The organism is Noviherbaspirillum autotrophicum (assembly GCF_000818395.1).
GTDB lineage: Bacteria > Pseudomonadota > Gammaproteobacteria > Burkholderiales > Burkholderiaceae_D > Noviherbaspirillum > Noviherbaspirillum autotrophicum.
The window spans coordinates 3,020,199-3,041,849 of the sequence record NZ_JWJG01000028.1 but is presented as its reverse complement, the minus strand read 5'-3'; the positions used below and the strand labels follow the sequence as shown (position 1 = coordinate 3,041,849).

Below are 21,651 nucleotides of genomic sequence, written 5' to 3'. Positions count from 1 at the left end.
CGAGACAAGCGCCATGATCGAACTGGATGGCTCGCAAGGCGAAGGCGGCGGCCAGATCCTGCGCACCGCGCTGACACTGTCCATGATCACCGGGCGCCCTTTTCGCATTGTCCATATCCGCGCCAACCGCACGCAGCCGGGCCTGCGGCGCCAGCACCTGGTGGCGGTGCAGGCAGCCGCACGCGTGTGTGGCGCCGATCTTGGCGACATGGCGGTCGGCTCGCGCACGCTCGAGTTTGCGCCGGGCAGAATCACCGGCGGGCATTACGATTTCGACATTGGCACTGCCGGCAGCAGCACGCTGGTACTGCAAACACTGCTGCCGGCGCTGTGGCACGCGGATAGGCCGTCAACGGTGCGCGTCATTGGCGGCACGCACAATCCGATGGCGCCGCCTGCGCAATTCCTGCAGCGCGCCTACGCGCGCTTGCTTGTTCTAATGGGTGCATGCGTGGAGCTGCGGGTGCGCCGCTTCGGCTTCTATCCCGCCGGCGGCGGTGAACTGTGGGCGCAGATACAGCCCTGTTCCCGCTTGCAGCCGGTCGAGCTGATGCAGCGCGGCGAACCGGTGGCGCAGTATGCGGAAAGCATCGTGGCTGGCATTCCGCCCCAGGTCGCACAGCGCGAGCTCGACTGCGTACGCCGCGCAATGGGATGGAGCGACGCACAGCTGCGGGCGATCGCCGCGCCGCCCGACCAGGGGCCGGGCAACGCGCTGCTGATCACGCTGGAATACCGCCATGTCACCGAGGTGTTCAGCGCCATCGGCGAGAAAAGGCGTCGCGCCGAAGAGGTTGCGCTGCAGGCTATCCGGGAGGCGCAGCACTACCTGCGCGGCGATGCCGCCGTCGGCGAACATCTGGCCGACCAGCTCATGATTCCGCTTGCGCTGGCCGGCGGCGGACGCTTCACCACCATCCAGGTGTCACAGCACACCCGGACCAATGCAGATGTGATATCAGCGTTCCTGCCGGTGCACTTCGCCTTCGACGAACAGGCCGGCATCCATGTCTGCAGCGTCCATCCGGCATAGCCATGCTTCACGGCCTGCTGTACAGCATGGCCGGCAAGGAGGGCGGCAACCGGCGCAGTTATGCCACCGCCGGCACGACCGGTCCCGCGCCACCGCCACGGGTGTGCTTCCTTTCGGTCTGGTACTTGGGGGCACGCGGCGCGCTGCCGGCCATGATGTCGTCCACCTGGTCCGCATCCAGCGTTTCCCAATCAAGCAGCGCCTGCGCCATCACCTCGACTTTGTCCTGATTATCCTCGAGCAGCTGACGCGCCAGTGCATACTGGCCGTCAAGGATACGGCGGATTTCATCGTCCACCTTCTGCTGGGTTTCTTCGGACACCGTACGCGAACTCATGCCAAAGCCGTCCTGCTCGTCCGTATACACCATCGTGCCCAGCGTCTCGGACATGCCGAAACGGGTCACCATCGCCCGTGCCAGCTTGGTCGCGCGCTCGAAGTCGTTCGATGCGCCCGTCGACTGCTGGTGCATGAACATTTCTTCGGCAATGCGTCCGCCGAACAGGATGGCGATATCTTCGAGCATCTTGTCCTTGTACATGTTCACGCGATCATGCTCGGGCAGTTGCCAGGTCAGGCCAAGCGCATAACCGCGCGGCATGATGGTGACCTTGTGCACGGGGTCGGCCTTGGGCAGCAGCTTGGCCACCACCGCATGACCGGACTCGTGGTACGCGGTGTTGCGGCGCTCTTCCTCGCGCATGACGGCCGACTTGCGCTCCGGGCCCATGATGATCTTGTCCTTCGCATCCTCGAAATCCTGCATGTCCACCACCCGCTTGTTGCGCCGGGCGGCGAACAATGCCGCTTCGTTGACCAGGTTGGCTAATTCGGCACCGGAAAAGCCGGGCGTGCCGCGCGCGAGGAGGTCGGGCCGCACATCGGGCGAGATCGGCACCTTGCGCATGTGAACTTGCAGGATCTTTTCGCGGCCGCGAATGTCCGGCAAGCCGACCATCACCTGGCGGTCGAAGCGGCCCGGCCGTAACAGCGCCTTGTCCAGCACGTCGGCACGATTGGTCGCGGCGACGACGATGATGCCGGAATTCGGCTCGAAGCCGTCCATTTCGACCAGCATCTGGTTCAGCGTCTGCTCGCGCTCGTCGTTGCCGCCACCCATGCCCGTGCCCCGGGCGCGGCCGACCGCGTCGATTTCGTCGATGAAGATGATGCAAGGCGCATGTTTCTTGGCCGTTTCGAACAAGTCGCGCACACGCGAAGCGCCCACGCCGACAAACATTTCGACAAAGTCCGAGCCGGAGATGGTGAAAAACGGCACGCCCGCTTCGCCGGCCATCGCGCGTGCGAGCAGCGTCTTGCCGGTTCCCGGCGGGCCGACCAGCAGCACGCCCTTGGGCACATGGCCGCCAAGCTGCTGAAACTTGCGCGGCTCGCGCAAGAATTCGACGATCTCGTCGACCTCTTCACGCGCCTCTTCGCAGCCGGCCACATCGGCGAAGGTGATGGTGTTGGAGCCCGCATCCTGCAAGCGCGCCTTCGATTTACCGAACGAAAACATGCCGCCCTTGCCGCCCTGCTGGCGCTTCATGAACCATACCCAGACGCCGATCAGCAGCAGCATCGGGAACCATGACACGAAGATCTGCGAAAGGAAGGACGGGCCTTCCGGATTGCGCACGTCGAATTTGATGCCGTTGCCGATCAGGTCGTTGACGAGGCCGCGGTCGAGCAGCGTCGTGTTCGTCGTCAGCTTCTTGCCATCGGTCGTCTCCGCAGAAACGCGGGTGCCTTCGATGACCACCTCGCGAATCGATTTCGCCTTCACTTGGCTCAAAAAGTCCGAGTACGCGATCGATGTGGAGGTATCTTGCCCGCCCAGATGAAACTGCTGGCTGAGCATGGAAAAAAGGAGAAATGCAGCGACTGCGGAGAGAATGAGACGGATGTGCTTGGGATTCACCAGGATTCCTTTGGTAGACCGCGGAGGAGATTGCCTTTCCCCGAAAGAAAAGGCGCTTGCCTAGAATTTGGGGCCATTTTACGCGTTACAAGAGCTTGAATTAACCGATTGCTCTCGCATGGTTACTTCGAAAAAACAGGAAGAAGCGGAATATGGTGGCGATATGGTGCAATAGGAACCCTGCAACGGCTTCTCTCTGCCCCCTGCCGCACCGTTCGGTGCAATATGGCCCCACAGCAAATCCGGCCTTTCTAGACGACCGGTCTAATCCTGCTATACTGCGCTGCATGGACAAGGAATTCCCCGACACCCGGCAGCATATTCTCAATACGGCGCGCGCCATCATCCTCGGCAAGGGTTTTGCCGCCGTCGGCCTGAATGAAATCCTGACATCGGCCGGCGTGCCGAAAGGTTCTTTCTATCACTATTTCAAGTCGAAGGAAGATTTCGGCAATACGCTGTTGCAGGATTACTTCGACAGGTATCTGGCGCGCCTGGAGCTGGCGCTGCGGGCCGGCGCTGCGCCGGCGAGCGCGCAGCTGTTGCGCTTTTTCAAGGAATGGATCGACACCCAGTCCTGCCATGAGGTCGAAGGCAAGTGCGTCGTCGTCAAGCTCGGTGCCGAAGTCGCCGACCTGTCGGACACGATGCGCGCCACATTGCAGCAAGGCACGTCGCGCGTGACCGCCGTGCTGGCGACCTGCATCGGGCGCGGGATCGCGGAAGGCTCCATCGCGCCGGCGCTGGACGCGCAAAAGACTGCGCAGGTGCTGTACCAGATGTGGCTGGGCGCGACCGTCCTCGGCAAGGTGCACCGCACGCGCCAGCCGCTGGAGGATGCGCTGGACGCAACATACGCATTGCTGGGTATCCGGCACTGAAGCCGCGACCGGATTGACTTTGGCTTCATCAACACTTTTACACCATGGGCACTTTGACATGAACGAACTGGACACGCTGCCGACTCCGACGTCCGACCAAGCGGCGGACGCGCAAACCGAATTGCAGTACATCCCGCCGTGCCAGCTGCCGACGCCCTGGGCGACGTTCGCGCTGCATGCGTTCGTCGAGCAGGCTACCGGCAAGGAACACCTGGCGATCACGCTGGGCGAGCTCGGTGGCGACGAGCCGGTGCTCGCGCGCATCCATTCCGAATGCCTGACCGGCGACGCGCTCTTCAGCCAGCGCTGCGACTGCGGCGCGCAGCTGGAAACGGCGCTGCAGCGCATCGCCGCGGAAGGCCGCGGCGCAGTGCTCTACCTACGCCAGGAAGGGCGCGGCATCGGCCTGGTCAACAAGATCCGGGCGTACCAATTGCAGGAAGCCGGCGCCGACACGGTCGAGGCCAACCATGCGCTCGGCTTTGCGCCCGACATGCGCGACTACCGGCTGGTCAAGCCGATGCTGGAACAGCTCGGCATCAAGTCGCTCAAGCTGATGACCAACAATCCGCGCAAGATGAAGGCGCTGGAGGACGCGCACATCCCGGTGGCGCAACGCATGCCGCTCATCGTCAACCGCAACCCGTTCAACGAGCGCTATCTTGGCACCAAGGCGGCGCGGCTCGGCCACTGGATCCCGCTGCCGGGCGAAGAGGAAAACCCGGAGTAACGCGCAGCAGCGCATGGCTGCCTTGGCCGGCAGCGCGACATGCCCCGGCGGTCGCGCTGCCGGGCATTTTTTCGTCGCTGCGCAGTCTGACAGCGAAGCGACCCGTACTCATTTGCAAGGAATCTTTCACGATGACTTTCACCACAGAATCGCACCCGGGCGTGCGCGCCGAAATGCCCGCCGCCACACGCGGCTTCGTGCTGAATCACAGCATGCTGCGCGTCAAGGACCCGGCCGTGTCGCTCGCGTTTTACACCGGCGTGCTCGGCATGCGCGTGCTGCGCAAGCTCGATTTCCCGGAAATGAAGTTTTCGCTGTACTTCCTGATGAAGGATGACGACGCCGCTGCACCGGACGAGGCGGGCGAGCGTACCGCCTGGACCTTCAGCCAGCGCGGCATCCTGGAGCTCACCCATAACTGGGGCACTGAAAACGATCCCGATTTCCGCTACCACGACGGCAACGCCCAGCCGCAGGGCTTCGGCCATATCTGTTTTTCGGTACCGGACCTGGCAGCCGCCGTGCGCTGGTTCGACAACAACCAGGTCGCGTTCGTCAAGCGCCCCGAGCAGGGCAAGATGAAGGATGTCGCCTTCATCAAGGACCCGGATGGATACTGGATCGAAATCGTCCAGCCGGACCTGCTGACCGGGCTCGGCCGCAGCTGATCGTTGAAAGATGCCATGATCCCGTTTTCCGTCCTCGACCTTTCCCCGATTGCCGAAGGCAGCGACGCGGCGCAATCGTTCCGCAATACGCTGGACCTGGCGCAGCATGCAGAGCGCTGGGGCTACCGCCGCTACTGGCTGGCCGAACACCACGGCATGCCGGGCATCGCCAGCGCGGCGACGGCCGTGCTGATCGGCCACGTGGCCGGCGGCACCTCGCAGATCCGGGTCGGCGCCGGCGGCATCATGTTGCCGAATCATTCGCCGCTCGTGATTGCCGAACAATTCGGCACGCTCGAATCGCTCTACCCGGGCCGCATCGACCTCGGGCTGGGACGCGCCCCCGGTTCCGATCCGGCCACGGCGCGCGCCCTGCGGCGCAACCTCGATTCCGATCCGGACGAATTCCCGCAAGACGTGGCCGAGCTGATGGATTACTTTGCAGCGCAAGGCAGGCGGCCGGTGCGCGCGGTGCCCGGCGCCGGCCTGAACGTGCCGATCTGGATCCTGGGATCGAGCCTGTTCGGCGCGCAACTGGCGGCCGCGCTCGGCCTGCCGTATGCATTCGCATCGCATTTCGCGCCGGCCCAGATGATGCAGGCCATCGCGCTGTACCGCGCGGCCTTCCGCCCGTCGGCGCAGCTGCAACAGCCGTATGTCATGCTTGGCTTTAACGTCATCGCAGCCGACAGCGACGACGAAGCGCAGTGCCTCGCCAGCTCGGTGCAGCAAGCCTTCGTCAATCTGCGCAGCGGCCGCCCTTCGCGCCTGCCGCCGCCGCTCGCCGGCTACCGCGACCAGCTCGGGCCGCAGGAGCGCGCCTTGCTGGAACACGTGCTGTCCTGCTCGGCCATCGGCGCGCCCGACACGGTCGCGCGCGAACTGCAGTCATTCATTGGCCGCACCGGCGCGGACGAGCTGATGATCACGTCGCAGATTTTCGATCACGCCGCGCGCCTGCGCTCCTACGAGCTGACCGCCTGCATTGGCCAGGCGCATCAAGCAGCCTGATCCAGGGTCGGATAATCGATGTATCCCTCGGCGCCGCCGCCGTAGAACGTTTGCGAATCGGGCGTGTTGAGCGGCACGCCGCGCCGGAAGCGCTCCACCAGGTCCGGGTTGGCGAGAAATAGCTGACCGAATGCGACCAAGTCGGCCAGTCCATCGCGCAACACCGCGTTTGCCCGCTCCAGCGTGTAGCCGCCGGCGACGATCAGCGTGCGCGGATAGAGCGGCCGGAAAAAGCGGGCACTCAAGTCTGGCATCGGATGCTCGCCCTGCGGCTGGGCCGGCTCGATCAGATGCAGGTAGGCCAGGTTCAGCGTTGCAAGGCGCCGCACGACATAGCCGAAGGTGTCCTGCGGATGGCAATCGCACATGTCGTTGAAGGTGCCGCCCGGCGACAGCCGCACGCCGACCCGCTCGCTGCCGCAGACCTGGGTCACTGCGTCGATCACCTCGAACAGCAGGCGCGCGCGATTTTCCACGCTGCCGCCATAATCGTCCGTGCGCCGGTTGGTGCCGTCTTCAAGAAACTGGTCGAGCAGGTAGCCGTTTGCACCATGCACTTCAACACCGTCGAAGCCGGCGGCCTGCGCATTTTTTGCCGCCAGCCTGAATTCGGCGACGATGCCGGGGATTTCATCTGGTTGCAGCGCGCGCGGCGCCGGGATCGGTTGCAAGCCTTGCGCGGTATAGGTCTGCACGCCGCGTGGGGCAATGGCGGACGGGGCCACCGGCAATTGACCGCCGCGAAAATCCGGATGCGAGATGCGCCCCACATGCCACAGCTGCACGAAAATCAGCCCGCCCTGCTGATGCACCGCATCAGTGACCTTCTTCCATTGCGCCACTTGCGCCTCGCTATGGATGCCGGGCGTGGCGATATAGCCCTGGCCACCGGCGCCGGCCTGCGTGGCCTCGGTAATGATCAGCCCGGCCCCGGCGCGCTGGCTGTAATAGGTCGGCGCCATGTCCGACGGCACGTTTCCCGCACCGGCGCGGCTTCTGGTCAACGGCGCCATCACCATCCGGTTCTTCAGCTGCAGCGGCCCCATGGCGTAGGGTGAAAAGACATCGATCGCTTGGCGGGTAGTGGTGCTCATCGGCGTAGCTCCAGGTTGCGGACATGCCGTCTTTCTTCGCCTGCAGCAATTATTCATGCAGGTGCTGCTGGCAAAACAGCATGAGCCATGTGATAAATCGCGCCGTGTTTGGTTCAACGCCACGCGCGACGGAACGGCGCGCAGGCAAGGCAGTCGTAGCTATGAATGGCGGCTTCAGCATGCCGTGATGTTCCACCACCACATTTAACCCAGCCAAGGAGGCGCCATGCAAAGCGTCAACCCTTACACGGGAGAAACAATCCGCACTTACCCTTCCGAAAGCGACGAGCAGGTCGACCAGCGCATCCGCGCAGCCGACCGGGCATTCCGTGACTGGCGCCAGACGCCATTTGCGGAGCGTGCGCGGCTCATGCATTCCGCGGCTGCCGTGCTGCGCGACCGCAAGCGCGAACTGGCGGACCTGATGGCCGATGAAATGGGCAAGGTGCTGCGCGATGGCGTGAGCGAAATCGAGAAGTGCGCGTCCTGCTGCGACTTTTACGCCAACAATGCACCAGCGTTCCTTGCGAACCAGCACGTCGACAGCGATGCCGCCAACAGCTATGTCGCCTTCGATCCGCTCGGCGTGATCCTGGCAGTGATGCCGTGGAATTTCCCGTTCTGGCAAGTGTTCCGCTTTGCCGCCCCGTCGCTGATGGCGGGCAATGTCGCCGTGCTCAAGCATGCGTCGAATGTCTCGGGCTGCGCGCTCGCCATCCAGGAAATATTTCAGCAGGCCGGCTTTGCGCAATCTGTGTTCGGCACGCTGCTGGTCGAGAGCGCGCGCGTCGAAAAAATCATCCACCATCCGCTGGTGCGCGCCGTCACGCTCACCGGCAGCACGCCGGCCGGCAGGTCGGTGGCGGGCATCGCCGGCTCGGAACTGAAGAAGACGGTGCTGGAACTGGGCGGCAGCGATGCCTATGTCGTGCTGGAGGACGCAGACCTCGGACTGGCGGTCAGGACCTGCGCGCAGAGCCGGCTGATCAATGCCGGGCAAAGCTGCATCGCGGCCAAGCGCTTCATCGTGGTCTCCGCCCTGTACGGGCAGTTCGTGCAGCGCTACGTGGAAGAATTCAACGCGATTTGCTGCGGCGACCCGAAAGACGGCGAGACCGATATCGGGCCGCTGGCACGTCACGACCTGCGCGACGGCGTGCACGGCCAGGTGCAAAAGTCGGTGCAGCAGGGCGCGCGTCTGCTGGCCGGCGGCCAGATTCCCGCCGGGCGCAGCGCCTGCTATCCAGCCACGGTGCTGGCCGATGTGAAGCCCGGCATGGCGGCCTTCGATGAAGAGATATTCGGCCCGGTCGCGGCCATCATCGAGGCACCCGGCGAGCAGCAGGCGGTCGCGCTGGCGAACCAGTCGCAGTACGGCCTGGGCGCGGCGGTCTTCACCGGCGACGCTGCGCGCGCCGATCGCATCGCGCGCGACATCGAGGCAGGAAGCGTGTTCGTGAACGCCTTCGTGAAGTCGGACGCGCGCCTGCCGTTCGGCGGCGTCAAGCACTCAGGCTACGGGCGAGAGCTGTCTTCGTTCGGAATCCGGGAGTTCGTCAATATCAAGACGGTGTGGCACGGCGCGGTGAGCTGACGTGCAGCCCGCCCCGGTTCATGGCGCCGGCCGCGCCGGCCCGAGCGCATGCGCGGCCACCGCCAGCAGCGCGAGGCACCACACGACAAGCGCGCCGGAAGGCAGGTCGAACACCATCGACAGCAGCAGGCCGAGCGCATAACCCGCCATTCCAATCGCATACGCCAGCGGCAGGCGCCTGCGCTCCGGGTGGTTGCGCACGCCGAGCGCAGGAACGATCAGGCTGGCGAACACCAGGTACACGCCGACGAGCTGCACCGATACCGTCACGGCCAGCGCAAACAGCAGGTAGAACGCCAGCCGCCCCAGCCGGTCCTTGCACAGGAAGATCGCCGCCGCGATGACGATGGTGGCAATCAGCGGCACGCCCAGCTGCTCATAGCGCACCCACAGGATCTGCCCGGCGAGCAGGTCGCGCAAGTGTTCTCCGCCGTGCGGGTTGTGCGCCAAGAGCAGCAGGCCGCCGGTGGCGGCCAGCACGAACAGCGCGCCGATCTGCGCTTCCTGCACATCCGGCCAGCGCTGTTCGGTCCAGGTCAGCAGGAACGCGCCCAGCACCGCGGCGGCTCCCGCAGCCAGCTGCACCGGCCAGCCCTGCTCGATGCCGGCAAAGCCAGCCACGATCACGCCCAGCGCCGCGATCTGCGCAATCGCCAGGTCGATGAAGACGATGCCGCGCTTGAGCACTTGCGCGCCGAGCGGCACGTGCGTGGCGAGCACCAGCAGACCGGCCGCGAAGGCCGGCGCGATGATGGAGAGATCGATCGCGTCGGTGTTCATTTCGCACCGTCCAGCAAGCGTTGCACGGTGTCGTCGAACAAGCTGAACAAGTCTTTCGCCTGATCGTCGCCACCCACCGTAAACGGCAGCACGACGGCGGGAATGTGCGCATGCTCAGACAGCCATTGCGACGCGCGCCCATCCTGATAGGCTGCGCGCAGCACCATCTTCGCCGGCTGGCGCTGCAACTGGGCGGCCAGCTCCGCCAGGTGCGCAGCGCTCGGCTCCACGCCCGGCTTCGGCTCGAGCATCCCGACGCTGCGCATGCCCAGCCAGTTCAGCAAGTATTCCATGTTCTTGTGGTGCGCGACCACGGCCGCACCTTTCAATGGCGCAGCCTGCCGTTCCCACTTCTGGATGGCCGCATTCCAGCGCGCCGCGAAGTCCTTGTAACGCGCCTGGTAGTAGGCGGCATTGGCGTGGTCGATCTGCGCCAGGCGCTGCGCCAGCGCATCGGCCGCCTTGGCGATATTGCGCGGGTCCTGCTGGATGTGCGGGTTGCCGGCGGCGTGCACGTCGCCTTCCGCACGGTCCAGGCGGGCCGGCACTTCCAGGCGCGGCACCAAGCTGCCGACTTCGAGGTTGCCCGGCTGGCCCGGCTCGATTTTCGGGTTGCCCGATTGCTGGCGCAGGATCGGCAGCCATCCCGCTTCCAGGTCCAGCCCGGTGCACACCAAGAGGTCGGCATTGCGCGTTCTGGCGATCAGGCTGGGGCGAGCCTCGATGCGGTGCGGGTCCTGCAGCGCGGTCGTGGCGCTCGACGCCTTGACCTTGTCGCCGCCGATTTCGACCGCCAGCGCCGCCCATTCCGGCTCGCACGCCAGCACGTTGACGGCGGCACGGGACGGCAACGCCAGCAGGATCGCGATCGAAGCGATCACAACGGATAATGTCTTTTTCATTTGCGGCTCCTTAGAACGTATGCGCGCCGTGCGCGCCGAGGCTCATGATGTACTGCAGGAAGATCTGGTTGTCGCTCGCGCCCGGGCGCGACTTGTCGCGCGCGACCTGCAGGCGCAAGCGGCTGAATTCGGACGGCGAATAATCGAGCATGACGGTGCTGCGCGACGGGTTGTAGGACGTCAGCAGCGGCAAGCTGGCGCGATCGAGCGTGGCGCCGAGGTCCGGCGTGCCGGAGTACAGCTTGTCGTAGCGCAGGCCGACGCGCCACAGCGGCCGGAACTGATAGACGCCCTGCAGGTACCAGCCGGATTGCGCGCTTGCATAGGCATCCGTCACGGCCGCCGGCGATGTCGAAGCGAAGTCCAGCGTGCCCGTTTCCCGGCGCCGGAAATACTCGCCCTGCAGCTTGAAATTGGTCTGCGCGGCGTTGCCGTTCGGCGCCCACTTGTAGATGCCATCGACGATCCAGGTATTGGAGCGGCCGCTGAAGGCGCTGGTCACGCCGCCGTCGTCAAAGCTGCGCTGCGCCGCGCTCGTATGCAGCAAGGATGCGCCCAGCCGCCAGCTCGCGCTGTCGCCGATGTCGTCGCCGACATGGGCGAACAACGCCGACGAGCCGATCCCGTTCTTGTTGCGGTCGCTACCGGGGAAGGCCGCGCCGTTGCCGGCTTCGACGCCCAGCTCGACGAAGCGCTCGGCCGGCGCCAGCCACGTCAGCTGCACGCCATCGGGCCTGAACTGGCCGCCGAAAAACGCCTGGTATGCCAGCGGCGCATCGACGAAATCCCAGGCATGCGCGTGCTGGCTGTTGAGGTAGCCGATCGCCGACAGGAAGCGGCCGCCCTTCAAGTTGAGGCCGTTCGACAGCCCCCGCGTGCGGAAAAATGCCTCCTCGACGCCGACACTGTTGTCGGCTGCCAGCGCGAAGGTCATCTGCCCGGCGAACTGCGGATCGATGTTGGCGCGCAGCGTCAGCTCCGATTCGCCGAGGTTGAAGCTGCGCGCGCCCGGCCCGATGTCTTCCCCACCCGGCACGAAGCCCTGGATGCGGAACTGCCTTGGATCTTGCTGCAAGTTGGCATAGGTACCGCCAAGAATGAGGGACATTTCAGGATTGAAGGCATTGGCATTTGCCGTGGCGCCAGCAGCCGGCGCCGGTGGCTGCCCGGCCGGCGTCGGCACGGCTTGCGCTTCGGCCGCCTGCAGCCTATTTTCCAGTGCTTGGATGCGCGCTTCGTAATCCTGCTTCATCTGCCGGATTTCTTCGCGCAGTTGCGCCAGTTCCTTGTCGCCCGCGGCACGGGCGGAGAATGGCGCGCCAAAGGCCGCAGCCAGCGCCGCCGCCAGTACGGTGTGTTTCAACATGTTGAATTCCTGTCGGTGAAAAGCAAAGCAGAACCTGCGCGGCATGGCGCGCGGGCCCGATCTTCAATAGCGCTTAACGAACGACGACAGGTGGAGCGCGCGAATCGAAGGCGCGGATGGTGGGAGGAAGCAGCCTGAAAGGCGCGAGACCAACCTCAAATGGGTTGGCGGCAAGGCCGATGAAAAATGCATGCGGTGCCGCATTGACAGCCGAGCCGATGGCCGCGAATGCGAGACATTGATCGCATTGCAATTCCGGCGGCAGCTGCTTTTGCTGTGCAACGCCGGAGGTACTCTGCGTCGTTAGGTGGGAAACCGCGTGCGCTATCCCCAACTGCTGCGACAGCAGCAGCAACAGGGCCAACACAACATGGGTAGCGGTCTGGCGCAGTTTCACAAAAGCGGTTCGTCGAATAAGGCCGGCCGCAAGGCAGCCAGATATGCGTATTTCATGGGGAGCACAGTTTCGCGCCTGCAGAATTATAGCCTTGTCCGTCTGCTGGTTCCCCTTGTGCCATTCAGATGACTGCAGCGGCTCAAGCTTGAAGCGAATCGCGCTTGCCTGAAAAGAATTTCCCGGAAAATATCCGATTACCCACCGCCCTTCCCCATTTTAGCGGGCGTAACAGAAAGTTCTTCGAAGGACGTCCAGCGAGATGCACAACGGCAAGTATTATGCCCTTGAAGCTACGCAGATTGAACGCCATGAGGCCCCAGCGCTCCCGCCGGTGCGACATCCAATCGCTCTTGTAGGCATCATCGCCGGACAGGAAATCTACTTCCCGCACGCGATCGAGGTCGATCACGTGCCGCATCAGATGCGCAGTTAACAATGTTCCAACGGAATACTTTGCAAAATCTTGGTCGTATGCCAGCTTGTAAATCGATGCCACGCCGCCAGCGACGATCCATACTTGAGCGGCCGCCGGTTGTCCATCGATATAGGCAACGCCCAGCCGCAGCCATCCCTCACTGGCACAGGTGCGGATAAGCCCGGGCATGAACTGCGGGAAGGCTTCCGGCTGCTTCCAGCTAGCCTGATAGACGGCATGGTAAGCGCGTATGCCGCGTTCCAGATCGTTGCCGTCAGTGATGATTTCCATGTAAAACCGATCGGCAGGAAGCTGCTTCGCCTTGCGTTTCAGTGTATTGCGAAGTTGTGGCGGCAGGCTCGCGGCATATTCGTCATATGAACGCCCGTCTACCTTCAGGTACCAGTTGGCGAAGCACCGGTATGACTGGACAGCCATGCCTGCTCTCCGAAAGGCCGACTGCATTGCAGCATAGACCGTGCTGTCGCGATCCATCGGATATATCGCCACGGTATCCCAGCATCCCGGGTCGGCCGCCATTTCCCTGGCCAACCGCCTCAAACTGCTCGGCACAGGCACGGAGCCGGCGACCAATGGGCCAAAGAGCGGCGTGTAGAAATTCGCCGCCGCAGTAAGCTGTCGCACAGAAAAAAACCGGCCGGCTAAGATAAGGACCCGCATCGGCAGCAGCGCATGAACACTCTGGTTCGCGTCGGATTGAAGCGCATAGATGCGAACCAGAGACTCTTTGAAAGCGCCGGCCGCAAGCGTCCGAAACCATGGCAGGCTCAGAAAAACGCCTGCCTGCGCGCAACTACGCTGAAACAGCGTCTGGCAGGATGCGGGCAGGCTGTCGAAACTGTCGTAGACCACCACGCGTTCCATTCGCCATCTCCTGCTCAGCAAGTCACCGCGAGATGCTCCTTGTACCATGCAATGGTCTTTTTCAGGCCGCCACGGATGCGATCCGTTGGCTCGAATCCGAGCAATTCCCTGGCCTTGGAAATATCCGCCTGTGAATGCCTCACGTCGCCATCCCTGAAGGGCCGGTATTGGGGACGATGATCGCGTAATCCTGGAACGGATTCGATCAATTCCGCGCGCATCATTTCATACAGCTCATTGAGGCTGGTGCGATCGTTCAGCGCCACGTTGTACACTTGGTTGACCGCGCGCGGGTTATCGCTCAATGCGGCGAGCAGATTCGCCTGAACAACATTGTCGATAAAACAGAAATCGCGGCTGGTATGGCCGTCGCCATTGATGTTGACCGGCTGTTCATTGATCAGGGCAGCAATCCATTGCGGGATGACCGACGCATAAGCGCCGTTGGGGTCCTGACGCGGACCGAAGACATTGAAGTAGCGTAGGCCGATCGACTCGACCTCGTAGCAGCGCGCAAATACGTCGGCATACAGCTCGTTGACGTATTTGGTCACTGCATATGGCGACAGCGGCTTGCCAATCGCCGACTCCACTTTGGGCAGACCCGGATGATCGCCATAGGTCGAGCTGGATGCCGCATAGACAAAGCGTTTCACCCGCGCGTCACGCGCTGCCACCAGCACATTCAGGAAGCCGGTGACGTTATTCGCGTTCGTCAGGATCGGATCGTGAAGCGAGCGCGGCACGGAGCCAAGTGCAGCTTCATGCAATACGTAATCAACGCCCTGGCATGCACGAACACAATCCTCCAGCATTCGGATATCGCCGGGCATGAATTGAAAATTCTCCCACGCATCCGTCCCGACCGACTCGCGAACCAGATCGAGGTTATACCGGTAACCGGTCGAAAAATTGTCGATGCCGGTGACTTTCTGGTTCAGGCCCAGCAAGGCTTCCAGCAGGGACGAGCCTATGAAGCCGGCTACTCCAGTGACAAGCCAGTGGTAGCGGTGCGACTGCAAATGGCGACGCAGCTGCTCGTAGCGGGCGGGATATGCGGCACTGTTTGGAAACTCCATCAAAGTCTCCACACGCTAATACCTGCACTCTCGAGCGTCTTCGAATCGAACTGCGATTTCACGTCGACGAAGCAGCCTTTGTCTGCGAGCTTTGCATGGATTTCAGAGATCGGGCGCGCCAGCAAGTCGCGATGGGCAACCGCGGCGATGACGGCCTCCGCGCGCGGCAGTTCATCCCAAGCGACCAATTTCACGCCATACTCGTGCTCGGCTTCTTCCGGAGCGGCCACCGGATCGTGGACATACACCTCGACGCCGTAGGATTTGAGCTCCTGCACCAGGTCGGCAACCTTGGAGTTGCGCAGATCAGGGCAATTTTCCTTGAACGTCAGGCCGAGCACGTTGACCTTGCTCCCCTTGACAGGGAAGCCGGCACGAATCAGTTCCTTCACGGTCTTCTCGGCGACGAATTTCGCCATGCCGTCGTTGATGCGCCGCCCGGCGAGAATAACTTGCGGGTGGTAGCCGATCATTTCCGCCTTGTGCGTCAGGTAATACGGGTCGACACCGATGCAATGCCCTCCGACGAGGCCGGGCCGAAAATTGAGGAAATTCCATTTGGTGCCCGCTGCCTGGAGTACTTCCAACGTATCAATACCGAGCTTGTCGAAGATAATGGCGAGCTCGTTCATCAGCGCGATGTTAAGGTCACGCTGCGTATTTTCGATCACCTTCGCGGATTCAGCGACCTTAATGCTGGACGCACGGTGCACGCCCGCTGCCACCACGCGTTCGTACAGGCGGGCAACCTGCTGCAGTGTTTCTTCATCGTCTCCGGAGACGATCTTGACGATGGATGCCAGCGTGTGTTCCTTGTCGCCAGGATTGATACGCTCTGGCGAAAAACCGACATGGAAATCTTTTTTCCATTGCATACCAGAATACTTTTCCAGGATAGGAACGCACACTTCCTCCGTGGCCCCTGGATACACGGTCGATTCATACACCACGATCGCTCCGCGTTTCATGTGCTTGCCGACCGACTGGGAGGCGCCGATAAGCGGCGTAAAGTCGGGCTGGTGAGCGATATCGACTGGAGTTGGAACGGCAACGATGATGAAGTCCGCTTGCGCCAGGCAGGCTGGATCGGTGCTGCACTCCAGTTTGCGGGCGGCGCGCAACTCCTCCGTCGATACTTCGCCCGTCGGGTCGACAAAGCGACGGTAATTCTCGACTTTAGAATCAGACAAGTCGAAACCTACCGTGTGCACGTGCTTGCCGAAGGCAACCGCAAGGGGCAGCCCCACATACCCAAGTCCGACCACGGCGACAACCTTAGCGTCATCGTCGGCGGTATTGTCCAATTGCGAGATACGCGCCAACTGGGTGTCGATGACGGACTGGATATCAGGCGAGAGCGATTCACGGGTAAGCAAGGGATTCTCCTTCGGCAGTAACAGGCTTTGTACAAGATCGTTGTCAGGGCCTAAGTATTGCTGCCTGTTATGTTGACGTTTTGATAAACCGCAACGGACGGAATTTTGTTCGAGGCAACATACCCAACTGCATTGGCTTACCGCATTCATTCACCGCTCGCTGCCCGGCGTTTATGAAATTGGCTTTGCGCCGGCCAATGCATGCAACGCTAACGCCGTCATTGCGGAGCCATCCATGCAATCAATCGAACAAGTCAAAGCTATCCTTGCCGACGCATTAAGTCTGGGAGAGCGCGCTGCCACACTGGCCGCAAATACCCGATTACTTGGCAGCCTGCCGGAACTGGACTCGATGGCCGTCGTCAGCGTGATTACCGCCATAGAAGACCACTTCGGCATCGTTTTTGAGGATGACGACATCAATGCAGACGTCTTCGAAACCGTCGGAACCTTGTCCGCAGTGATTGAGCGCAAATGCATGCAATGAGCGCACTGCAAGTACCGGCGCGCCCCTTTTTTCTTGACGCTTCTCCAGGCAGGCGATTTGTGCTCTTCCATGCACCGGCGCCACAAACTGAATGCCGCGGAGCGATCATTTATGTGCCGCCGTTCGGCGAAGAAATGAACATGTCGCGCCGCATGGCCGCGCAACAGGCAAGAGCGTTTACCGCTATCGGCTTCGCCGTGCTGCAAATCGACCTTTTCGGATGCGGGGACAGCAGCGGCGATTTGCGCGATGCACAGTGGGAAATCTGGAAGCAAGACCTCGTGCACGCGATCGCGTGGGTGCGTCATCACGCATCGTCACGCATCATTCTTTGGGGGCTGCGACTGGGCGCAACGCTGGCCATTGAGCTTGCACGCAGCAGTCCTTATCCGGTAGAGGGCTGCATTGCCTGGCAACCGATAATTTCGGGCGAGCAGTACGTCACCCAGCTGCTGCGCATGCGCCAGGCAGCGGATATGGTGGCTACAGAGGCACTGGAAGGCGGAACAGTACAAACGTTGCGCACAGCACTCAAGGAAGGAAAAATAGTCGAGGTAGGCGGGTATGAATTGCCCCCGGCGCTGGTTGCAGATTTCGATCATATCGACCTGGGCACGCTAGACGGGCTGCCCTGCCCGGTGCATTGGCTCGAAATGACGCGAAGCGAAAATGCTTCGATTCCTGCGGCGCGCATGGACACTGTCAACGCATGGATAGACCGAGGGATCGATGTGCGCGTGCAATCCATTGCCGGCCCCAGTTTCTGGGGAACGCGGGAAGTCGTCGAATGCCCGGCATTGATTTCAACGTCCGTGCAGCTGCTCCGGGAAGCAATAGCATGACAGTCGAAGAACGCCCGCTCTGCTTTTCCTGCCACGATGCTGCGTTGTATGGCATCCTCAGCGTCCCGCGGCAACCTCGCTCCCGCGCAGTACTCATTGTCGTGGGCGGCCCACAATATCGGGCCGGTAGTCATCGGCAGTTTGTTCTGCTTGCACGCGCACTCGCATCACATGGATATCCCGTGCTGCGGTTCGATTATCGCGGCATGGGCGACAGTGAGGGCGAGCCTCGCAATTTCGAGCGGGTGGACGATGACCTGCGCGTCGCGGTTGACCAACTTCTGGCAGCCATCCCATCGATTTGCGAAGTCGTTATGTGGGGTTTATGCGACGGTGCCTCTGCATCGCTATTCTATGCATACCGCGATGCGCGTGTCAGCGGGATGGTGCTGGTGAATCCCTGGGCGCATACGGAGCAAGGCGCAGCAAAGGCGCATCTCAAGCATTACTACCGCACACGCCTGACGGACCCCGCGCTATGGAGGAAAATTATGCGCGGTGAGTTCCAGACCTATGCAGCAATGCACTCACTGCGAACAATGGTCCATTGCGCCTTCAGCACATCGAATGCAAGCACGGATACTAATGGAGGCATGTCGCTTCCGGATCGGCTCCATTACGGATTGACGCAGTTTTCAGGGAAAGTGCTGATTATCCTGAGCGAGAACGACCTGACTGCGCAAGAGTTCAGAGAACTAGCACAGGGTACGTCTTCTTGGCGCAAGTTGATGCATGCATCGCGTGTGCAGCGGTTCGATCTGCGGGGGGCAAATCACACATTCGCGCGCCGAGACTGGCGGGAACAGGTAATAGGCATCACCTTGGAGTGGTTGCACAGTCTGCCAGCGCGCTAGGCCCTAGAAAACCCTGTCGGCCAATATCTGCATTAGATATTTTCCGTAGTCCTTCTTATACAAAAACAAAGGCTGAGCAAGCGTCTCAAGTTGTTCCGAATTAATATAATTCTTGAGGAATGCGATCTCTTCGGAACAATCGCCCCCTGAGTCATTGCTGCTTCTCGATACTCACAATGTATTGGGCTGTGGCCAACAAAGACTCATGAGTTTTCGGGGTCGAGGCATACCATATCTCTGTCCGTCGATTGGATATTTAGCAGATTGTTCTTAAGGTACAAACATTTTTTCCGGCTCTCCTGCCAAAATAATTCTCTTGGAGCAACTCAGCACTACCCTTTTCTTCTCCATCTTTTCTCATCTCTGCCAATGGCAATTCATCCCCGCGATCCAACGCGCAGAAAAACTTTCATAAACAGCACTGCACAAAAAAATTTGACCCGTGATGCATGGCTGGGAAGGAATCGACTCTGAATGGATGGAAGCCATTTTGCTGCGACACTGAAGTCGCGTTTTGAAAAGCTTTCCCGAAAATGATACCAAGCAAGTAATTGCGTTGTCTTAAATCGGTAATCGCTAAGCAGTTCCAGCATTTCGTTGGTAAAGATCGGCTCAACTACCAGCTTCTCAATCGCCCGCAAGATACACTTTGCCATGTGGATCGGCTGCGAGAATGTTATCGATCCATCATGACGCCGATACTCGTAGGTTGGTTCTGGGAGATAGGCGAAATTAGCGCCCATCGCAAGCAGCTTTGCAAAATGGTGAAAATCTTCCCCACCATTACGGAATTCATCATCCAGATAACAAAACCGGTCGAAGCAGTTGCGTCGCATCGACGACCAGCCAGCCAAAGGGCTAACTCCCGTTACAAAATTATTAAATGTAATCGGCTTCGTTCGTGGATAACGGGAAGAATGCTTCACAGTACACCGTGCAACATTTGTCGCAAGAATATAGGCGTCAGGGACGACTACATCGATATCAGGATTAGCGCGAAAGCATTGCAACGCAGTGCGACAATGGTGCGGCAACATACAATCGTCACCATCTAGCAATGCGACATATGGACTGCGACAAGCACGAATACCGGTATTGCGCGCAGCGGCAATACCTCCATTCTCTTTTTGAATCACGATGCAACGCGAGAGTGTTGCATGCGACAACGTTTCAGTGACTGGTCGTCGCGATCCATCATCCACCACAATGACTTCAACATCTGGCAAATCCTGCGAGAGTGCTGACTGCACCGTTTCGATCAAGAAAGGTTCGCTGTTGTACGCGATGATCACGACGCTAAACTGTGGCGAAGCCGGAACCAGTTCACCTCTTAATGTCATGCTGGCCATGCGCAGCTCCTATAATAGGTAAAGAAAATTGGCAAATGCCAATCCAGAATCAATTCGTTGAAGCGACGTCATCCGCGCAACCAAAGCAGGATTTTTCTCTATTAATAAGAGTAAGGCGGACATTAAATTGCCTTTCCTGCAAGCCAAGCTAATAGCCGTGACGAAAACATTAGCGGGTTCGTGTCCCACGGCCGACTTCGTGGCAGATGAAATCGATCATGACTTGCGGTAGCAGGCCCAATTACGGTGGTAAAGGCAGCGCTATAGCCGGCGTCCTTGACCATTTGAACATGATGATGGTCGAAATCGACCTTGGGCTTGCCATTTGGGTAAGCAAAAAATCGCACACTTTTTCGTGTGATTGCTTCAAGCTGCTGTTTGCCTTCTCGTATTTCTTCTCTGGCTTGCTCGTTATCAACTTTCGTGAGAATCGGGTGAGAAATAGTATGGCCACCAATCTCAATACCGTTCTGCGCGAGATTGAAGATCATTTCACGGGAGAGCATCACATTCGGAAGAGGTGCGTTTGCCAAGTTTTCCAACTTCCCGGTAATGCTAAGACGCTCCTGCGGGCATAAATATTTGGAATGCCTAGTGACCTCGCCAACGACGTGCTTGCGTTCATGGACAGTCGCAACCGAATATTGCCCTAAGCCAATATCACGCAAATCCAGTTGCTTGCCAGGGAAGCGGCGAATTGCCTCTGTAATCGTATCGTTCCACATGGTGCCGCCATCCACTGTTCCGGTAGTAACAAACACGGTTGCCGGCAATCCGAATTCACGCAGAATCGGAAGCGCGAAATCATGGATACTGCGGTAGCCGTCATCGAACGTGATGCAAACAGCACGAGGAGGCACGTCTCCAGAAGATAGGGCTTTCAAAGCAACGTCCAACGGGAGCACGTTAAAGCAGTTCGCCAACAATTCCATGTGCCAGCGAAAGGTTTTCACATCCGGTTCGCTTTCAAAGAAAGGGTCCGGCGCGCTCAGTATCCGGTGGTAATTGATGATGCATACACGACCGCCACTCTTGTCGCGAGACGCGACTAAATCGCCAAATGATCGGACTAAGTAGGGTGCTAAGCCCATAAATATCGTCGAGAGCCTATATGGTTCTTATTCAAATTGCATGATTTTGCGGGATGACCAAGTGGCCCTCCGACACTCCGACCCGATCGAATTACGAATTACGAAATGGAAATATCAAGCGCAAGATCGCTGTCAGGGCCTAAGTATTGCTGCCTGTTACGTTTTCATTTTGATAAAGCGCAACGGACAGAACTTTGAAAGCGGCACCATATCGAGGCCCATCGTCGCTCATATTTTTCTTATGTAACGGCAGCACGATTTGCACGAAAAACATCATCGCGTGTTGTGATTTGTGTGCCGATATGCACGGGACGCAACTACAGGAACAGAAAAAGACAAACCATAGCAGCCAAAATGGCCATGGCTAGACATTGTTTTTCACTATCGATAGCGCTTAATTGAATTGAGGAAATAATTCTTGTTGCGACCAGGAACTTTCAGTTAGCAGCCTTCTCCAAGGTCTTACCAATTGGAAACAGTGGGACCATTTTAGGAAGTCTGCGATGTTAAAACACTATCTTCGTCGTGCGCCCATGCCGACAATATCAACTATATGTGCTTCAGTTCTGGTCGCAGCCTGCGGTGGCGGATCCGGAGATGCCTTGACGGACGCTGGATCGGCAGATTCGCAGTCCCAAGTGGCGGCACGCAAAGTCGTTAAAAACACGACGAGCTGGACTCGCTGCGCAAGTGAATACAATACTTGCACCTTTAGCGGCACCCGTCAGGTTCGCTATGGCGGTGATGGAACTTGGCTGTACCGCACCGCCACCGACAGTATCGGCTGCGGCAATGAAGCTTTCGGTGGCGATCCCCTTCCGAATCAGGTCAAGGTGTGTGATTACTCCAGTTCGACCACCACTGCACCTGCTCCTGCACCTGCTCCTGCTCCTGCA

Annotated in this window: 21 protein-coding genes and 1 pseudogene; 11 read left to right on the top strand and 11 right to left on the bottom strand. The window is 60.2% G+C overall.

Annotated elements, in window-relative coordinates; translation table 11 throughout:
- Positions 1-13 precede the first annotated feature (13 nt).
- Positions 14-1,033, top strand: a complete 1,020-nt coding sequence (gene rtcA / locus TSA66_RS15300) for an RNA 3'-terminal phosphate cyclase (protein WP_040040611.1) — start codon at positions 14-16, stop codon at positions 1,031-1,033.
- A gap of 58 nt (positions 1,034-1,091) precedes the next feature.
- On the opposite strand, the gene ftsH is transcribed toward rtcA, so the two are convergent.
- Positions 1,092-2,894: an ATP-dependent zinc metalloprotease FtsH gene (gene ftsH, locus TSA66_RS15295; RefSeq protein WP_084200018.1), complete on the bottom strand. Its 1,803-nt coding sequence runs from the start codon at positions 2,892-2,894 to the stop codon at positions 1,092-1,094.
- Between the two features lie 347 nt (positions 2,895-3,241).
- On the opposite strand from ftsH, the gene TSA66_RS15290 reads away from it, so the two are divergent.
- From TSA66_RS15290 to TSA66_RS15275, 4 genes are all read left to right on the top strand, one after another.
- A complete protein-coding gene (locus TSA66_RS15290; protein ID WP_040040610.1) occupies positions 3,242-3,835 on the top strand; it encodes a TetR/AcrR family transcriptional regulator in 594 nt (197 codons plus the stop codon).
- 58 nt (positions 3,836-3,893) lie between these two features.
- Positions 3,894-4,565 carry a GTP cyclohydrolase II gene (ribA, locus tag TSA66_RS15285; protein ID WP_052452359.1) on the top strand — a complete coding sequence of 224 codons (672 nt, stop codon included), beginning with the start codon at positions 3,894-3,896 and terminating at the stop codon, positions 4,563-4,565.
- A gap of 131 nt (positions 4,566-4,696) precedes the next feature.
- On the top strand, positions 4,697-5,233 hold the full coding sequence (gene gloA / locus TSA66_RS15280; protein ID WP_040040609.1) for a lactoylglutathione lyase: 537 nt from the start codon (positions 4,697-4,699) through the stop codon (positions 5,231-5,233).
- Positions 5,234-5,248: 15 nt separating this feature from the next.
- The gene (locus tag TSA66_RS15275; RefSeq protein ID WP_040040608.1) at positions 5,249-6,244 is read left to right on the top strand and encodes an LLM class flavin-dependent oxidoreductase; all 996 of its coding nucleotides are present in this window, start codon (positions 5,249-5,251) and stop codon (positions 6,242-6,244) included.
- On the opposite strand, the gene TSA66_RS15270 is transcribed toward TSA66_RS15275, so the two are convergent.
- Complete coding sequence (locus TSA66_RS15270; protein WP_040040607.1) at positions 6,232-7,338, bottom strand: alkene reductase; 1,107 nt, start codon at positions 7,336-7,338, stop codon at positions 6,232-6,234. The genes TSA66_RS15275 and TSA66_RS15270 overlap by 13 nt on opposite strands.
- Here TSA66_RS15270 and TSA66_RS27025 point away from each other — a divergent pair.
- Both TSA66_RS27025 and TSA66_RS15265 read left to right on the top strand, forming a co-directional pair.
- Positions 7,328-7,546: a hypothetical protein gene (locus tag TSA66_RS27025; RefSeq protein WP_198358824.1), complete on the top strand. Its 219-nt coding sequence runs from the start codon at positions 7,328-7,330 to the stop codon at positions 7,544-7,546. The two genes, TSA66_RS15270 and TSA66_RS27025, sit on opposite strands and share 11 nt — an antisense overlap.
- Positions 7,547-7,564: 18 nt before the next feature.
- Positions 7,565-8,932, top strand: a complete 1,368-nt coding sequence (locus tag TSA66_RS15265; RefSeq protein WP_040040606.1) for an NAD-dependent succinate-semialdehyde dehydrogenase — start codon at positions 7,565-7,567, stop codon at positions 8,930-8,932.
- Between the two features lie 18 nt (positions 8,933-8,950).
- Here the strand turns inward: TSA66_RS15265 and TSA66_RS15260 are convergent, their stop codons facing one another.
- From TSA66_RS15260 to TSA66_RS15230, 7 genes are all read right to left on the bottom strand, one after another.
- Positions 8,951-9,712 (bottom strand): metal ABC transporter permease, encoded by a 762-nt coding sequence (locus tag TSA66_RS15260; protein WP_040040605.1) that lies wholly within the window; start codon positions 9,710-9,712, stop codon positions 8,951-8,953.
- Entirely contained in the window at positions 9,709-10,614 is a 906-nt protein-coding gene (locus TSA66_RS15255; protein ID WP_040040604.1) for a metal ABC transporter substrate-binding protein, read from the bottom strand. Before TSA66_RS15255 ends, TSA66_RS15260 begins: the two co-directional genes overlap by 4 nt.
- 10 nt (positions 10,615-10,624) lie before the next feature.
- Positions 10,625-11,980, bottom strand: a complete 1,356-nt coding sequence (locus TSA66_RS15250) for a hypothetical protein (protein WP_040042641.1) — start codon at positions 11,978-11,980, stop codon at positions 10,625-10,627.
- A 73-nt stretch (positions 11,981-12,053) separates the two neighbouring features.
- Positions 12,054-12,377, bottom strand: coding sequence for a hypothetical protein (locus tag TSA66_RS15245; RefSeq protein ID WP_040040603.1), 324 nt, complete (start codon positions 12,375-12,377; stop codon positions 12,054-12,056).
- A gap of 139 nt (positions 12,378-12,516) precedes the next feature.
- Positions 12,517-13,677: a GNAT family N-acetyltransferase gene (locus tag TSA66_RS15240; RefSeq protein WP_052452357.1), complete on the bottom strand. Its 1,161-nt coding sequence runs from the start codon at positions 13,675-13,677 to the stop codon at positions 12,517-12,519.
- Positions 13,678-13,691: 14 nt separating this feature from the next.
- Positions 13,692-14,756, bottom strand: a complete 1,065-nt coding sequence (locus tag TSA66_RS15235) for an NAD-dependent epimerase/dehydratase family protein (RefSeq protein ID WP_040040602.1) — start codon at positions 14,754-14,756, stop codon at positions 13,692-13,694.
- Complete coding sequence (locus tag TSA66_RS15230) at positions 14,756-16,282, bottom strand: nucleotide sugar dehydrogenase (protein WP_232429481.1); 1,527 nt, start codon at positions 16,280-16,282, stop codon at positions 14,756-14,758. The genes TSA66_RS15235 and TSA66_RS15230 overlap by 1 nt, the downstream gene beginning before the upstream one ends.
- Positions 16,283-16,367: 85 nt before the next feature.
- Between TSA66_RS15230 and TSA66_RS15225 the strand changes: the two genes are divergently transcribed.
- The 3 genes from TSA66_RS15225 to TSA66_RS15215 are packed head-to-tail and all read left to right on the top strand — an operon-like array spanning position 16,368 to position 18,315.
- Complete coding sequence (locus TSA66_RS15225) at positions 16,368-16,619, top strand: acyl carrier protein (RefSeq protein ID WP_040040601.1); 252 nt, start codon at positions 16,368-16,370, stop codon at positions 16,617-16,619.
- The gene (locus tag TSA66_RS15220; protein ID WP_084199640.1) at positions 16,607-17,461 is read left to right on the top strand and encodes a hydrolase 2, exosortase A system-associated; all 855 of its coding nucleotides are present in this window, start codon (positions 16,607-16,609) and stop codon (positions 17,459-17,461) included. Before TSA66_RS15225 ends, TSA66_RS15220 begins: the two co-directional genes overlap by 13 nt.
- Entirely contained in the window at positions 17,458-18,315 is an 858-nt protein-coding gene (locus tag TSA66_RS15215; RefSeq protein ID WP_040040599.1) for a hydrolase 1, exosortase A system-associated, read from the top strand. The genes TSA66_RS15220 and TSA66_RS15215 overlap by 4 nt, the downstream gene beginning before the upstream one ends.
- A 377-nt stretch (positions 18,316-18,692) precedes the next feature.
- Here the strand turns inward: TSA66_RS15215 and TSA66_RS26280 are convergent, their stop codons facing one another.
- Both TSA66_RS26280 and TSA66_RS15205 read right to left on the bottom strand, forming a co-directional pair.
- Positions 18,693-19,664 carry a glycosyltransferase family 2 protein gene (locus TSA66_RS26280; protein WP_084199638.1) on the bottom strand — a complete coding sequence of 324 codons (972 nt, stop codon included), beginning with the start codon at positions 19,662-19,664 and terminating at the stop codon, positions 18,693-18,695.
- Between the two features lie 122 nt (positions 19,665-19,786).
- Positions 19,787-20,617 carry a polysaccharide deacetylase family protein gene (locus TSA66_RS15205; protein WP_232429480.1) on the bottom strand — a complete coding sequence of 277 codons (831 nt, stop codon included), beginning with the start codon at positions 20,615-20,617 and terminating at the stop codon, positions 19,787-19,789.
- Positions 20,618-21,357: 740 nt separating this feature from the next.
- On the opposite strand from TSA66_RS15205, the pseudogene TSA66_RS27790 reads away from it, so the two are divergent.
- Positions 21,358-21,651: pseudogene (locus TSA66_RS27790) on the top strand (hypothetical protein); the annotation flags it as partial.

What these genes read in the sequence shown, in the direction of transcription:
- rtcA (WP_040040611.1), top strand. Translation starts at nt 14, where the DNA reads ATGATCGAACTGGATGGCTCGCAAGGCGAAGGCGGCGGCCAGATCCTG.
- ftsH (WP_084200018.1), bottom strand. Translation starts at nt 2,894, where the DNA reads ATGCTCAGCCAGCAGTTTCATCTGGGCGGGCAAGATACCTCCACATCG.
- TSA66_RS15290 (WP_040040610.1), top strand. Translation starts at nt 3,242, where the DNA reads ATGGACAAGGAATTCCCCGACACCCGGCAGCATATTCTCAATACGGCG.
- ribA (WP_052452359.1), top strand. Translation starts at nt 3,894, where the DNA reads ATGAACGAACTGGACACGCTGCCGACTCCGACGTCCGACCAAGCGGCG.
- gloA (WP_040040609.1), top strand. Translation starts at nt 4,697, where the DNA reads ATGACTTTCACCACAGAATCGCACCCGGGCGTGCGCGCCGAAATGCCC.
- TSA66_RS15275 (WP_040040608.1), top strand. Translation starts at nt 5,249, where the DNA reads ATGATCCCGTTTTCCGTCCTCGACCTTTCCCCGATTGCCGAAGGCAGC.
- TSA66_RS15270 (WP_040040607.1), bottom strand. Translation starts at nt 7,338, where the DNA reads ATGAGCACCACTACCCGCCAAGCGATCGATGTCTTTTCACCCTACGCC.
- TSA66_RS15265 (WP_040040606.1), top strand. Translation starts at nt 7,565, where the DNA reads ATGCAAAGCGTCAACCCTTACACGGGAGAAACAATCCGCACTTACCCT.
- TSA66_RS15260 (WP_040040605.1), bottom strand. Translation starts at nt 9,712, where the DNA reads ATGAACACCGACGCGATCGATCTCTCCATCATCGCGCCGGCCTTCGCG.
- TSA66_RS15255 (WP_040040604.1), bottom strand. Translation starts at nt 10,614, where the DNA reads ATGAAAAAGACATTATCCGTTGTGATCGCTTCGATCGCGATCCTGCTG.
- TSA66_RS15250 (WP_040042641.1), bottom strand. Translation starts at nt 11,980, where the DNA reads ATGTTGAAACACACCGTACTGGCGGCGGCGCTGGCTGCGGCCTTTGGC.
- TSA66_RS15240 (WP_052452357.1), bottom strand. Translation starts at nt 13,677, where the DNA reads ATGGAACGCGTGGTGGTCTACGACAGTTTCGACAGCCTGCCCGCATCC.
- TSA66_RS15235 (WP_040040602.1), bottom strand. Translation starts at nt 14,756, where the DNA reads ATGGAGTTTCCAAACAGTGCCGCATATCCCGCCCGCTACGAGCAGCTG.
- TSA66_RS15230 (WP_232429481.1), bottom strand. Translation starts at nt 16,282, where the DNA reads ATGAATGCGGTAAGCCAATGCAGTTGGGTATGTTGCCTCGAACAAAAT.
- TSA66_RS15225 (WP_040040601.1), top strand. Translation starts at nt 16,368, where the DNA reads ATGCAATCAATCGAACAAGTCAAAGCTATCCTTGCCGACGCATTAAGT.
- TSA66_RS15220 (WP_084199640.1), top strand. Translation starts at nt 16,607, where the DNA reads ATGCATGCAATGAGCGCACTGCAAGTACCGGCGCGCCCCTTTTTTCTT.
- TSA66_RS15215 (WP_040040599.1), top strand. Translation starts at nt 17,458, where the DNA reads ATGACAGTCGAAGAACGCCCGCTCTGCTTTTCCTGCCACGATGCTGCG.
- TSA66_RS26280 (WP_084199638.1), bottom strand. Translation starts at nt 19,664, where the DNA reads ATGGCCAGCATGACATTAAGAGGTGAACTGGTTCCGGCTTCGCCACAG.